This window comes from Candidatus Palauibacter irciniicola (assembly GCF_965208695.1).
Classification (GTDB): Bacteria; Gemmatimonadota; Gemmatimonadetes; order Palauibacterales; family Palauibacteraceae; genus Palauibacter; species Palauibacter irciniicola.
Map to the genome: position 1 here is coordinate 284,680 of NZ_OZ242352.1, position 13,510 is coordinate 298,189.

Consider the following 13,510-nt stretch of genomic DNA (forward strand, 5'->3'; position numbering starts at 1 on the left):
CGATATGGCAGGCGCCGCGGCGCTTCTCATCGACTTCGACAACGTGACCATGGGGATCCGGTCCAACCTGGGACAGGAACTCCAAAACCTCCTCGATTCGGACATCATCCACGGCAAGGTGGCCGTCCAGCGAGCGTACGCGGACTGGCGACGCTATCCCCAGTACATCGTGCCGCTCTCCGAGTCCTCCGTCGATCTCATCTTCGCGCCCGCCTACGGGTCGTCGAAGAAGAACGCCACCGATATCCGGCTCGCGATCGACGCGCTCGAACTGGTGTTCACGCGCCCGGAGATCGGAACCTTCATCCTCCTGTCGGGGGACTCCGACTTTTCCAGCCTCGTGCTGAAGCTGAAGGAGTACGGGAAGTATGTGATCGGCGTGGGGCTCCAGGAATCCACTTCGGACATCCTCGTCCAGAACTGCGACGAGTACTACAGCTACAACCGGCTGTCCGGGCTCACCTCGGCCGACGAAATCCAGACCAGGAAGCACGATCCGTGGGAGCTGACGAGCAGGGCCGTCGCGCGCATGGCCGAGCGCGGCGATGTCATGCGGTCGGATCGCCTGAAGCAGGTGATGCTGGAGATGGACCCGGGCTTCGACGAGAAAACGGCCGGTTTCTCCCGGTTCAACCGGTTTCTGAGCGAAGCGGCCAAGCGCGATCGGATCGTGCTGCAGAAGCGGGAAAACGGCCAGTACGACATCGGCCTGCCGTCCGGCGCGCCACCGGCATCGGCGGAGGCCGCCGACGCGGTATCCTCCAAAGGAGAGACCGCGCAGGCCAGGAGCCGCGGCCGGCGCGGCCGCCGCGGAGGCTCCGGCCGCGGTCGCGGCCGCGGGTCCGCCGCGAAAGCCCCGGAAGAGCGGGCGCCCGCGAAGGCCGAAAAGCCGCCGGCGAAGACGACGGACTCTCCGGGAGCGGCCCTCGAAGGCGCCTACGAGGCGCTGAAGCGCGCGGTGGCCGAACTCTCGCGGGACGGAGCCCCGGTCCGCGATTCCATGGCCAAGCGCAAGCTGCTGCAGTACGACGCCGCCTTCGATGAGGGCAGCTTCGGCTTCAGCAAGTTCAGCCTGTTCCTGCGGGCGGCGCACGACGCCGGCGTGGTCCGGATGTCGCGGCATGACGACGGCAATCACTATCTGACCGTCCCGGCCGCGCCCGCGCGCAAGGCGGCGTCGGAGCCGGCCGCAACCCCGGACGAGGCGGGGGGACGGTCCCCCCTGTCCGCTGCGGCCCGGGCCGCGCGCAAGACGCTCGGCCGCCTCCGGCGAGGGCCGGCATCCCCGAGCAAGCCGGAACCCTCGAGCAAGCCGGACGCCCGCAGGGAGGCAGAGCGGCCGAGCAAGTCTGCGCCCCGGAGCAAGCCGGCCCCCCGCGGCAAGCCGGCGCCCCGGCGCGCGCCGTCGTCTCCGGCGGCCAGCGCGGACGCGCAACGCCAGCCGAAAAAGCCGGCTGAGCAACGGAAGGCGGAGCCGCCTCGGTCCGAACGCGGCGGCAAGAACGCGTCCGGCGCCCAGGAGGCGAAGGCAACCGGGAAAGGCCGGTCGGATCGGCGTCAGGCGGAGCGAGCGGCATGATCGGCCCGACGAGCGGCGTGATCGGCCTGCCGACCGCCGCGGCCAGCCGAAGGCGCGGGAACAGCGGGCCTCGCGGCCGAGTCGCGAGAAGGAGACGCCGAAGAAGGAGCCCGCGGCGTCCGCGCCGAAGCACGAGCCGGAGGCCCGGGACAGCCGGCCGGCCGCCCGGGAGAAGGCGTCTGCTCCGCGAACACTGGGGCGCTACCGCTCGGGATCCCGCGGGCGGACGGCGGCGGCGGGCGCGGCGAAGAAGGCGGGTGCGCCTCGCATCGGTCCGGTGGCCGATGAGGAGACGGCCACGGAGGAGACGAAGGCGGACGCGAAGCGCGCGGACGTCCCGGCTCGCGACAAGCCGGCGGCCCGCAAGGCCGGGGGGGCGGGCAGGTCGGCCCGCGGAACCGCGAAATCGGCCTCCAAGCCGGCCTCGAAGCCGGCCTCGAAGCCGGCCGGAGGGCCCATCGGACACATGGTCCGCAACTATGCGGGCGTCGGGAAGCGGACCGCGGAGGTGCTCTTCGACCACTTCGGAGACCGCGTGTTCGAGGTCATCGACTCCGAGCCGGCGCGCCTGACAGAAGTGCTCTCGGAAGGTCGGGCGAAGGTGGTTCGCGAAGCCCGGCGCGCAGAGCTGGAAAGCTGAACGAGCCGGCCGGCCCGGATCCCGGATCCGGACCGATCGGCGCCGACTTTCTGTCCCGCCCCGCCGTCGAGGTGGCCCGTGCGCTGCTCGGCTGCACGGTGCGTTCCGACTGTGCGGGCGAGCGGACGGTCGGCCGCATCGTCGAGACGGAAGCCTACACCGGGCCCGAGGACGAAGCCTGCCACGCGGCGGCGCGGATCGGCCGCACCGCGCGGAACGCCCCGCTGTTCGGACCTCCGGGCACCGCGTACATCCACCGCAACTACGGCATCCACTGGCTCCTGAACGTGGTCACGGGACCGGAAGGCTTCCCGGCCGGCGTTCTCCTGCGAGCCGTCGAGCCAACCGAGGGCCTCGACGTCATGCGCCGCCGCCGCGGCCGCGCCGAACTCACCAACGGTCCGGCCCGACTCGCCCAGGCGCTCGCGGTGGGCCCCGAACTGCAGGGACACCGGCTCGATCATCCTCCGCTCTCCCTGCTTTGGGGAGAGCCTGTCCCGGAGGCGGCCGTGCAGGTGACGACGCGGATCGGGATCTCGCGCGCGGCGGATCGACCCCTCAGGTTCTACGATCGACGGAGCCGCTGGGTCTCGAAGCGCTGAGTCGCCGCCGCGGGCCGCTACACCCCGGGAGGACGTGAATGGCCGAAATCGCTCTGCAGGAAGTCGGTACGTACGGCTTCGCCTCGCTTCTTCCCCCCCTGCTGGCCATTGGGCTCGCGATCTACACCCGCCAGGTCTTCCTCTCCCTGGCGGCCGGCATCTGGCTCGGACACACGATTCTCTCCGGCTGGAACCCGGCCGCCGGCGCGGCGGCGGCGATCGATGGCGCGATCGGCGTATTGGGCGACGCGGGCAACGCGCGGGTCATCATCTTCACCTTCCTCATCGGCGCCCTCATCGCCACGGTGGAGGCGAACGGCGGCATGCGGGGTTTCGTGCGCTGGGTCGAGGAGGCTCGGTGGGTGACGAACGCCCGGCGCGCCCAGATCATGGCCTGGCTGATCGGGATCGTCGTCTTCATCGAATCGAATCTCACGATCCTCGTCGCGGGTTCCGTGTCGCGGCCCCTCTTCGACCGCTTCCGAATCTCGCGGGAGAAGCTGGCCTACATCGTCGACTCGACCTCGGCGCCCGTCTGCATCCTGATCCCGTTCAACGCCTGGGGCGCGCTGGTTCTGGGCATCCTGACCGAGCAGGGCGTGGCCAACCCGCTCGGCGTCTTCCTCGTCGCGATTCCGCTCAACCTCTACGCCGTCGCGGCGCTCATCCTCGCGGGCCTGACCGCCTTCCGGGGCTGGAACTGGGGCCCGATGAAGAAGGCCGAGGCGCGCACGCGGGACGGGCGTCTCCACTGGGACCACGCGGTGGCGCTCGCGGACCCGGATGAGATCGCACCGCCGCCGGCCGAGGGCGTCGCGCTCAAGCCTCGCAACATGCTGATCCCGATCGCGGCCATGGTCGTCTCCATGCCCGTCTTCATGTGGGTCACGGGCGGAGGGACCATCGCGGAGGGTTCCGGCACGACGAGCGTGCTGTGGGCGGTGCTGGTAGGGCTGGCGCTCGCCTGGCTCCTCGCCCTGGGCCAGCGCTCCCTCAATCTGGAGAGCCTGAGCCGGGTCGGCCTGAAGGGGGCGGGGGCGCTCACCGGGATGGCGGTCGTGCTCTGGCTCGCGCTGTCGCTCGGGGACGTGACGGGATCGCTGGGGACGGGTCTCTACGCGGCGGGCATCGTCGGAGACACGTTCCCGCTCATGGTGCTGCTGCCGCTGGTGTTCGTCGTCACGGGCGGGATCGCCTTCGCCACCGGGAGCAGTTGGGGGACGTTCGCGATCATGCTCGCGGTGGCCGTCCCGCTCGCGAACGCCCTCGGCCTGCCGCCCGCGCCCTTCGTGGCGGCGGTGCTGTCGGGCGGCATCTTCGGTGACCACTGCAGCCCGATCAGCGATACGACGATCATTGCCTCTCTCGCGTCGGCCACCGATCACATCGAGCACGTCCGGACGCAGATTCCGTATGCGATCGTCGCCGGGGGGATCGCGACCGCGGGCTTCGCCGTCGTCGGGGCGCTGATGTGAGGGACGTTCTGCCCGTCTCATGGACGGAGGCCGGCGGGCGCGGGCGCGTCGGCGGGGTCGCGCTGGCGGAACTCGCCGCCCGATTCGGCACGCCGCTGGTCGTCGTCGATGAAAGCCATCTCGAGGATCGCCTCGCCCGCTTTCGCGCCGCCTTCGGAGCGGACGCCGGACTGACGTACGCCGGCAAGGCCTTCCTGTGCGGGGCCCTGGTGCGGCTCCTGGCCAGGGAGGGCTGGCTCGTGGATGTCGTCTCCGGCGGGGAACTCGAACTCGTGCGGCGGGCCGCGTTCCCGATGCGCGACGTCATCCTGCACGGGAACGCAAAGTCGTCCGTCGAGCTGGAACGAGCCATCGCGTACGGGGTGGGACGGATCGTCATCGACCATCCCGACGAGGTCGACGACCTGCGGAGGGCCGCGGCTGTCGTTGGCTCCGACCGTCGTCCCGACCTGCTCCTGCGGCTGAACGTGGACCTGACCCCCGAAACGCACGAGAAGGTGCGGACCGTGGGGCCGGGCACGCATTTCGGGATGTCGCCGCCCGTCGCGGCGTCCGTCGCGCGCCGGATCGCGGGCGCGGGAGAGTGGCGTCTGGCCGGCGTCCACATCCACGCGGGCAGCCAGATTCGGGACCCCGCCCTCTTCTCCCGCGTCGCGGAGGCGGCGGTGGATTTCGTCGCGCCGCTTCGGCTCTGCTTCCCCGAGACGGTCGACCTGGATCTCGGGGGAGGGCTCGCGGCGCCGTACCGCGCGGGGGACGACGTGCCCTCGCCGGGGGAGTATGCCGAGGCGCTGGAGGCCGGCCTGCGCCGGTCCGACGCGGAGGCGCGGCTGGGCGCGTACCGGCTCATCGTCGAACCCGGCCGGTCCGTGATCGCGAACGCGGGCCTCACGCTCTACACGATTCACGCGCGCAAGCGCATCGATGGGGCCGGGGAGGCGCTGGCCGTGGACGGCGGGCTCTCGGACAACCCGCGCCCGTCGCTGTACGGGGCGAGCTACGAGGTGCTGAACGCGTCGCGCCCGCCCCGCGAGGCCGGGCCGACGTTTCGCGTCGTGGGACGGCACTGCGAGTCGGGCGATGTGATCGCGCCGGCGGCGACGCTGCCCGGCGACACGGCGGTGGGCGACGTGCTCGCCATCCCGGGCACGGGCGCCTACGTGTTCGCGATGTCGAGCCGCTACAACGGGGTCGGACGCCCCTCCGTCGTGTTCGTGCGGGACGGCGCGGCGCGGGAGGTGGTTCGCCGCGAGACGGACGACGATCTCCTGGCGTGCGACCTCACGCTCGGCAGCCCGGAGCCGGCCCGAGGTGCCGCCCGGGTCAGCGGCGCCGCAGTTCGGCCGTCGCGAGCACGCTGACGTCGGGGTCGAAACGCACGCCTTCGGCCCCCGCCGCGGCGGAGCTTCGCCCCTGCGGACTCCCCTCCGTCTTGCGAAGCGACTTCCCGCGCCCCACCGTGGCGGCGCATGCTCCGTCGGGCGAAGACCCGATGGCTGTCCCATTCCATGGCGAAACGAAGTCTGGTCATCCTGCCCGCTCCCGAAGAAACGCTCGCCGGTCCGGCGGTTCGCCCGCCGCACCCCGCGCCTCATGAGACGGTACGCACGTGAGTGACGAAGGGCACCCCTTCGCCGAACTCGGTCTTTCGTCCGATCTCGTCGAGGCCGTGGCGAGGGCGGGCTACGCCGAGCCCACCGGGATTCAGCGCCAGGCGATTCCCGCCATCCTCGCCGGGCGCGACGTCCTCGGCACCGCGCACACCGGCACCGGGAAGACGGCGGCCTTCACCCTCCCCGCGGTGCAGCGGCTCGCGGCCACGGAACCGTCCACCGCCCCTCGGGGCCTGGTCATCACGCCGACGCGCGAACTCGCACAGCAGGTCGGCGCCGCCGTCACGACCTACGGCGCGGTCTCCTCCATCGAGTCCGTCATCGTCCACGGCGGCACCCCGCTGGGGCCCGAAAAGGAAGAACTCGCCTTCGGGTGCGACGTGCTCGTCGCCACCCCGGGCCGCCTGCTCGACCACATCAAGCGCGGGAACGCGGACCTGTCCCGCGTCGAGGTCCTCGTGCTGGACGAAGCCGACCGCATGCTCGACATGGGGTTCATCGACGACGTGAAGGAGATCGTGCGCCACACGCCGGACGACCGGCAGACGCTCCTCTTCTCCGCGACGATGCCCGATGGCGTCCGCTGGCTCGCGCATCAGCTGATGACCGACCCCGAAGAGGTGCAGGTGGGCCGGGAGACCGCGGCGGAGGGCATCCGCCAGGTCCTCCATCCGGTGGACTGGTCGCAGAAGCACGCGCTCCTTCACCACCTGCTCGGCGAGTGGCCGGACGGACAGGTGCTCGTCTTCACGCGCACGCGGGTGACGGCGACCTACCTCGCCGACTATCTGCGGTCGCACGGCGTCGCGGTGGCGGGGCTGCACGGCGGCAAGCACCAGGACCAGCGCGACAAGGCGCTGCGGCGCTTCCGCGAGGGCTCGATCCGCGTCCTCGTCGCCACGAACGTGGCCGCGAGAGGTCTGGATATCCGCGGCATCCGCCATGTCGTGAACTTCGACGTGCCCGAAGATCCCCGAGACTACGTGCACCGGGTGGGCCGCACCGCCCGCGGCGACGACACCGGCGACGCGATTACGCTCATGGCCGCGAGCGACTGGGTCGAGATCCGGGCCATCGAGCGGCTGCTGGGCGAGACGATCGAGCGCCGCGTCGTCCCCGGCTTCGAACCCGACGTGGAGCCGCCGCCCCCGGAGGAGGCGGAGGTCGAGCGCCCCGAGCCCACCGCCCTGAGGCGCGGGATCCGACGCCGGCGCTAGCCGCCGGGTTTCCGGCCACGGGCTGCCGGCTTCGGCCCGGCTTTCGCCACGCGCATGGCGGGGTCCATATTCGGCTGTCGGCTCGCTCGGTCCCTACCCGGAGGATTCCATGATGTCTGTCGCTTTCGGCCCCCGCTCCCCCCGCCCCGTGCGGACGCCCGGCGTCGCGCTCGCGGCCCTGCTGCTCCTGGTTCTGCCCCCGGTCCTCGAGGCCCAGCGCACGGCCAAGCCGGTCCTGCACGGACGCCACTGGATGGCGATCACCGGCAAGCCGCTCGGCGCCACCGCCGGCGCGCGCATGTTCCACCAGGGCGGGAACGCGGTCGACGCGGCGGCCGCCATGCTGGCCGCGACCTCCACGATGTGGGACGTGCTCTCGTGGGGAGGGGAGACGCAGGCGCTCGTCTATCACCCCGGAGAACAGCGCGTGATCGGCGTCAACGCGCTCGGCGTGGCGCCGACCGGCGCGACCCCGGACCACTACCGGGCGGAGGGCCACGAAAACTTCCCGCCCGAGTTCGGTCCGCTGTCGGCCGTGACCCCCGGCACGCCCGGCGGGCTCATGACGATGCTCGCCGAGTGGGGCCGGCTGAGTCTCGCCGACGTCCTGCAGCCATCGATCGAGATGGCGGACGGGTACCCGATCGAAGCGGACGCGGCGCGCCGCATCCGGAATACGGCGGACGAGATTCGGCAGTGGCCGTCGTCCGTGGATGTCTACTTCACGCACCCGGACGACGCGGAGAACCCGGGCCCGCGGGAGGGCGAGATCTTCCGGCAGCCCGACCTCAAGCGGACGCTCGAACGGCTCGTGGAAGCCGAGGCCGCGGCGCTGGCGCGAGGCGCCAGCCGCAAGGAGGCGATCTACGCGGCCTACGACGCCTTCTACCGGGGCGACATCGCGGCCGACTTCGTCGCGGGCGCGCGGGCGGCCGGCTCGCTCATCACGATGGAGGACATGGCGAACTGGCAGGTCTACCTCGAGGAACCCGTCACCGCCAACTACAAGGGGATCGACGTCTACAAGCTCACGACCTGGGTCCAGGGGCCCGTCATGCTGCAGGCGCTCAACATGGCCGAGCAGCTCGACCTCCAGGCCATGGGATACAACAGCGCGAACTACCTCCACGCGCTCTACCAGGTGATGAACCTCTCCTTCGCCGACCGCGACTTCTACTACGGCGACCCGTATTTCCCGCCCGCGGAACCGATCGAGGGACTCCTCTCGAAGGACTACGCGCGAGCCCGGCTCGAGACCATCGACTGGGACCGGAACGATCCGAACGCGGGGCCCGGCGATCCCTATCCCTTCCAGGGGGAGGAGAACCCCTTCGCCGACCTGCTCGAGCGCTGGGGGACGCGGGCCGAAGTCACCACGGAACAGGGCGTCGAATTGTCGCTGAGCGATCACGCGGCACTCGATGAGGACTTCTATCTCGGCACCACCTCCGTACAGGCGGCGGACGCCGAGGGCTGGGTCGTCTCCATCACGCCCTCCGGCGGCTGGATCCCCGCCGTCGTCGCCGGGGAGACCGGGATCGGGCTCTCGCAGCGGGCCCAGAGCTTCGTGCTCGACGAGGCGGACAACCCGTACAACGTGATCGAACCCGGCAAGCGCCCGCGCGCCACGCTCACGCCGGGCATGGCGCTGAAGGACGGCCGTCCCTTCCTCTCCTTCGCGGTCCAGGGCGGCGACGGCCAGGACCAGAATCTGCTCCAGTTCTTCCTCAACGTGGTCGAGTGGGACATGAACGTGCAGCAGGCGGTCGAGGCGCCGAACATGAACAGCTTCCAGATGCGCGGCTCGTTCGGCCAGCACGAGACGCGCCCGGGACGGATGCTCCTGCAGGACGCGACCCCGCCCTGGATCCGCTCCGCCCTGGAGTCGATGGGATACGACCTGACCTTCTCGGAGCGCACGTCCGGGCCGATCAACGCGATCTTCTTCGACTGGGAGAACGACGCCTTCTGGGGCGGCTCGAGCCACCACGGCGACGACTACGGCATCGCGTGGTGAGTGCCGGCTGGCGTGGCGCTATTCGCCGCGCTCCATCACGTCGAACAGGTCGTAGCGCCCCGGTGAACGGGTCCGGCCGCCCCGGCGGTCGGATCCGTCGCGCGGACCGTCCCCGTCTCCGTCCGCGGGGCGAAGGTCGCCGGGGTCCGCGGGGCGCCGCAGGTGCCAGTCCGTCGCGCGCTGGTACGCCGCGATGACGGCGAGCAGGTGGTGCTCCGCGTAGGGTTCCGCGCCGAACATGCCCCCGATGGGTCTCGGGTATCCCGTCGACCCGGTCTCGAACCCGATCGGGAAGCCGATGAGCGGCAGCCCCACCATGTCGAAGGGGAAGGGCGCGGTCTGCGTCACCAGGTCGCAGCGGCCGAACACGTCGTCGAGGACTTCCCTCAGGAGGACGAGCCGGGCCCGCGAGCCGCGCACGTATTCCGCCGCGGGGAGGAGCAGCCCGTTGATCCACGGCGCGAGCGAGACGCCGAACTTCCTCACGTCATCGCGAAGGTGTTCGAGGAAGATCTCGGAGCGCTCCGGGAGCCGCACGTTGTTGAAGTTGAAGCTCGTCAGCGTCTCCCAGTGGGTGGGGAAGTCGAGTTCGACGATCTCCGCCCCCATCTCCTCGAGGGTCGCGAGCATGCGCCGCCGCGCCTCGACCGTCGCCACCTCCCGGCGGTACGCCGCCTGCGTCCGCTCGCGCCGCGGGAACGAACTCCCGATGCGGTCGACGTCGGGGTCCGGGTCGGGCCCGGGATCCTCCGGCGGTTCGGGCTCGTCCAGAAAGCCCGGCAGGACGCCGATCCGCACCGCCCCCCCGCGCTCCGGATGCCTGAGCGCGGCGTCGTCCCCGCGCACCGCCCCCAGGTAGTCCGGGACCGGCGGGAGGCCGAGGGACCGGGGGTCCGCGGGGTCCGGCCCCGCCATGATCTGCAGCATCAGCGCGGCGTCGACCGCGTCCCTGGCCAGGGGGCCGGGATGGTCGCGCGTATAGGTGAGAGGGAGGATCCCGTGCAGTGAGACCCGGCCCATCGTCGGCTTGATTCCCGTCAGGGCCTGCGCGTTCGAGGGGTTCGTGATCGAGCCGCCCGTCTGCGTGCCCGTGCTCGACGCGGCCATGCGCGCCGCGACCGCCGTCGCCGACCCGCTCGAGGACCCGCCCGGGCTCACATCGTCGTGGTGCGGCGCCCAGGCGTTCACCGTCGTGCGCTCTCCGGTGGGCGTCGAGGCGGCCGTCGTCGCGAGCGGGCCCATCTGGGTCTTGCCGAGCAGGATCGCGCCCGCGTCGTGAAGCCGGGCCCACGAGGTCGCGTCGAAGTCCGGCACGAAGTCCTCGAAGATGAACGAGTTGGCCGTCGTGCGGACCCCGGCCGTGAAGTAGTTGTCCTTGATCGCGAGCGGCACCCCGGTCAGCGGCGCCCGCCCGCGCGTCCGGTCGGCGGCCCGGGCCGCTTCCAATGCGGACTCGGAAACCACCGTGTTGAACGCCTGGTAGCGGGGGTCCCAACGGCCGATCCGCGCGAGATACGCCTCGACGAGTTCGACCGCGCCCAGGTCGCCGTCACGAAGGAGCCGCGCCGCCTCCGCGAGCGTGAGTTCGGTCGGGTCCGCAGGCTGGGGACGGCTGGCAGGCGGAAGGTCCGGTTCGCCGAGGCGTCCGGCCACGGCCCGGCCGCCCTCTCCGCTCCGGCCGCCGGCTCCGGTCCCTCCCGGGGGTCGCACCCCGACCCCGGATCCCGTGCCGGAGACCGCGCCCAGGGTCGCGGGGGCCGCCATGGCCGTCGCGGTCAGCGCCGTCATCCGCTCGAGGAAGCGGCGCCGGTTCAGCTCACCCACGGTTCCACGCGCTCACTTCGGCGGGGTAGATGGCCGGCGCCGGCCCCATGGGGTCGAACTCGAAGTCCGCGATCGCCCCGGGCGTCGACCTCAGGAAGCGCCGTGCGGATGCCATGATGCGGCGTTGATCCGCCGGCGCATCCTCATCGTCGTCGGGGAGCACGGAGAGATCGACGCCGGCGAGCGCGAGGCGCGTGCGGATGTACGCGTCGAGTTGCTCATCCGTCACCTCCTGTGACGACGCGGCGGAACGTGGCGGCGAGGGTCGGCGGGCCATGGCGCCTCCGTTGGGGAGATGTTCGGAAGCATCATGGTGTCGGCGATCGCCGCGCGCCACCGGGGCCCTCCGTTCGGCGTGCGCCACAGGGGTTTGCCGCGAACCCGAAGCCGCACTAACGTTCACGCAGACGGATGCAAGGCCATATTTCTTGAGCCAACAATTGCCCATAGAGTCTCCGATCCGGAGGCGGACGTCATGCCCTGCGGGGACGGCGGAAACCGATGGGAGGGGCCGAACCGTGTTGCGGAGGGCTTCAAGAAATCCCCTTGCATCTGATTCTACAGAGGGGGTGACCCACGGGTCGCCCCTTTTGCATCCCGGACGGGGCGCGGCTGCGCCCCGCATTCGTCCGCGACATCCCGGAACACTCCTGGAGGAGGCCGTGAGCGAAGAGCGTCTGTCGCGTCTCGTCCGCGAACAGCTCGAGTTGATCGGCGAGGACCCCGACCGCGAGGGGCTCGTCCGGACGCCGGCGCGCGTGGCCTCCGCCCTCGAGTTTCTCACCCGCGGCTACGGCCAGACCGTCGAGGAGGTCATCGGCACGGCGATCTTCGAGGAACCCCACGATTCGATGGTCATCGTCAAGGACATCGAAGTCTATTCGCTGTGCGAACACCACATGCTCCCCTTCTTCGGCAAGGCGCACATCGCGTACATCCCGAACGGACGCATCGTCGGCATCTCCAAGTTCCCCCGCATCGTGGACGTGTTCGCCCGCCGGCTTCAGCTTCAGGAGCGCCTGACCGAGCAGATCGCGCAGGCGATCGAGGACGCGCTCAACCCGCAGGGGGTCGGCGTCGTCGTGGAGGCCATTCACCTCTGCATGATGATGAGGGGCGTTGAGAAGCAGAACTCGAAGACGATCACGAGCGCCGTGCGCGGCCTGTTCCGGCGGGATCACCGGACGCGCGAGGAGTTCCTCCGCCTCACCCGCTCGGACTAGCGTCGTGGCCGGCCCGAAACGGCGGCGTGTTTCTCGAACTGGCTGAAGTCCTGGACTGTCCCGACTGCGGGGCGGCGGCCGGGCTCGTCGCCTTCGTCGACCGGGCCGCGTCGCGTCGCGTGGTCGAGGGTCGGCTGGGCTGTCCGTTGTGCGAGATCGAGGTGCCCATCCGCGGCGGGACGATGCGCTTCGATCTTTCCGATGCCGCGCGACGGGCCACCCCGGACGCCGGGACGGCGCCCCCCGACGCCACGGCGCTCGATGCCGCGGCGGCTTCGGCCGGACCCGCCGGGGACGCCGCTCCGGACGCGGCGCTGCGTCTTGCCGCCCTGCTGGGCGTGAGCGACCGCGCCGGAATGGCGGTGCTCCTCGGCCCGCGGCTGGCCGCGTACGCCCCTCACATCGCCCGTCTCGGCGACCGTCTCGAGGTGGTCGCCTGGCTGCCGGACACCGGCGACCGTTCCTCCCCGGCCGCCGTGGCCATCGAGGACCTCGTCGTCGGCGTCGATCCGCTCCTGGGCGCCGCGCCGGACCGCTGGCCGATCCGCTCCGGCGCGCTGCACGGCATCGCGCTCGCCGCTCCCATGGCCCTCCGACTGTCCGAGGTCACGCGCTGCGCGCGGCCCGGCGCACGCCTCGTCGTGGAGACTCCGACCCCTCCGGACCTCGACTTGCTCGCGGCGTCCGAGTTCGCGGAAGTCGCCTCCGACCGCACCGTCTGGGTCGGTGAACGCCATTAGACGTAGCCGGAAGCGTAGCCGGAAAATTTGCCACAGCTTGACGAAACGCTATAATTCCCCGTTGTCGCCAGATGTGTGGGGCTGTGTGGAAGGTGGTTGAGTGAGACGTACGGTCCAGCTCGCTCGGGGGGAGGTGGCATGGTGTGGTGGAAGATCTGGGACACTGACGGACGGCGCCGACGGAAGCAGCCGGACTTCTACGAGGAAGGTGTGGAACTGGTTCGGCAGGAACTCTACCATGAGGCGCTCATTTCATTTCGGCTCTCCTTGAAGTACAACCCGCGACATCCGGCTACGCTGGAACAGATGGCCGTGGTGTACACGCACATCGGACTGACCGATGACGCGGTTCGCGCCTACGGAGCCGCCCTCGAGGAGCGCCCGCGCAGCACCGCGGCGCACTACGGCCTGGCGTTCCTCCTGTTGAAGAAGGGCGCCGAGCGGGACGCCTCGCGGCACCTTCAGGAGTTCCTCGCCTACGCGGGGGGAGACCGGGAGGAGCCGAGGCACCTCGAGCATGCCCGGCGCACGCTGCAGCGGCTGGGTGTGCCGGCCGCGGAATCGGTCGCTCACTAGCGGC

General features: G+C 71.1%; 12 protein-coding genes. 10 read left to right on the top strand and 2 right to left on the bottom strand.

The window, feature by feature from the left end:
- Nucleotides 1–4: 4 nt before the first annotated feature.
- The 7 genes from ACOGI9_RS01235 to ACOGI9_RS01265 all read left to right on the top strand — a co-directional run bounded on the left by ACOGI9_RS01235 (nucleotide 5) and on the right by ACOGI9_RS01265 (nucleotide 9,143).
- Nucleotides 5–1,579 carry an NYN domain-containing protein gene (locus ACOGI9_RS01235; RefSeq protein ID WP_419858097.1) on the top strand — a complete coding sequence of 525 codons (1,575 nt, stop codon included), beginning with the start codon at nucleotides 5–7 and terminating at the stop codon, nucleotides 1,577–1,579.
- A 277-nt stretch (nucleotides 1,580–1,856) separates the two neighbouring features.
- The gene (locus ACOGI9_RS01240) at nucleotides 1,857–2,219 is read left to right on the top strand and encodes a hypothetical protein (RefSeq protein WP_419858098.1); all 363 of its coding nucleotides are present in this window, start codon (nucleotides 1,857–1,859) and stop codon (nucleotides 2,217–2,219) included.
- Nucleotides 2,220–2,269: 50 nt separating this feature from the next.
- On the top strand, nucleotides 2,270–2,821 hold the full coding sequence (locus ACOGI9_RS01245; RefSeq protein ID WP_419859217.1) for a DNA-3-methyladenine glycosylase: 552 nt from the start codon (nucleotides 2,270–2,272) through the stop codon (nucleotides 2,819–2,821).
- Nucleotides 2,822–2,859: 38 nt separating this feature from the next.
- On the top strand, nucleotides 2,860–4,296 hold the full coding sequence (locus ACOGI9_RS01250; RefSeq protein ID WP_419858099.1) for a Na+/H+ antiporter NhaC family protein: 1,437 nt from the start codon (nucleotides 2,860–2,862) through the stop codon (nucleotides 4,294–4,296).
- Entirely contained in the window at nucleotides 4,293–5,657 is a 1,365-nt protein-coding gene (gene lysA, locus ACOGI9_RS01255; RefSeq protein ID WP_419858100.1) for a diaminopimelate decarboxylase, read from the top strand. The genes ACOGI9_RS01250 and lysA overlap by 4 nt, the downstream gene beginning before the upstream one ends.
- A 248-nt stretch (nucleotides 5,658–5,905) precedes the next feature.
- Nucleotides 5,906–7,126 carry a DEAD/DEAH box helicase gene (locus ACOGI9_RS01260; RefSeq protein WP_419858101.1) on the top strand — a complete coding sequence of 407 codons (1,221 nt, stop codon included), beginning with the start codon at nucleotides 5,906–5,908 and terminating at the stop codon, nucleotides 7,124–7,126.
- A 112-nt stretch (nucleotides 7,127–7,238) separates the two neighbouring features.
- The gene (locus ACOGI9_RS01265) at nucleotides 7,239–9,143 is read left to right on the top strand and encodes a gamma-glutamyltransferase family protein (RefSeq protein WP_419859218.1); all 1,905 of its coding nucleotides are present in this window, start codon (nucleotides 7,239–7,241) and stop codon (nucleotides 9,141–9,143) included.
- 18 nt (nucleotides 9,144–9,161) lie between these two features.
- Here the strand turns inward: ACOGI9_RS01265 and ACOGI9_RS01270 are convergent, their stop codons facing one another.
- Both ACOGI9_RS01270 and ACOGI9_RS01275 read right to left on the bottom strand, forming a co-directional pair.
- The gene (locus tag ACOGI9_RS01270) at nucleotides 9,162–10,967 is read right to left on the bottom strand and encodes an amidase (protein ID WP_419858102.1); all 1,806 of its coding nucleotides are present in this window, start codon (nucleotides 10,965–10,967) and stop codon (nucleotides 9,162–9,164) included.
- Complete coding sequence (locus ACOGI9_RS01275) at nucleotides 10,960–11,244, bottom strand: hypothetical protein (RefSeq protein WP_419858103.1); 285 nt, start codon at nucleotides 11,242–11,244, stop codon at nucleotides 10,960–10,962. Before ACOGI9_RS01275 ends, ACOGI9_RS01270 begins: the two co-directional genes overlap by 8 nt.
- Before the next feature lie 373 nt (nucleotides 11,245–11,617).
- On the opposite strand from ACOGI9_RS01275, the gene folE reads away from it, so the two are divergent.
- The 3 genes from folE (at nucleotide 11,618) to ACOGI9_RS01290 (ending at nucleotide 13,506) form a co-directional block, all read left to right on the top strand.
- A complete protein-coding gene (gene folE / locus ACOGI9_RS01280; RefSeq protein ID WP_419859219.1) occupies nucleotides 11,618–12,190 on the top strand; it encodes a GTP cyclohydrolase I FolE in 573 nt (190 codons plus the stop codon).
- Between the two features lie 26 nt (nucleotides 12,191–12,216).
- Nucleotides 12,217–12,930: a hypothetical protein gene (locus ACOGI9_RS01285; protein ID WP_419858104.1), complete on the top strand. Its 714-nt coding sequence runs from the start codon at nucleotides 12,217–12,219 to the stop codon at nucleotides 12,928–12,930.
- A gap of 138 nt (nucleotides 12,931–13,068) precedes the next feature.
- Nucleotides 13,069–13,506 (top strand): tetratricopeptide repeat protein, encoded by a 438-nt coding sequence (locus ACOGI9_RS01290; protein ID WP_419858105.1) that lies wholly within the window; start codon nucleotides 13,069–13,071, stop codon nucleotides 13,504–13,506.
- The last annotated feature ends 4 nt before the right edge of the window (nucleotides 13,507–13,510 follow it).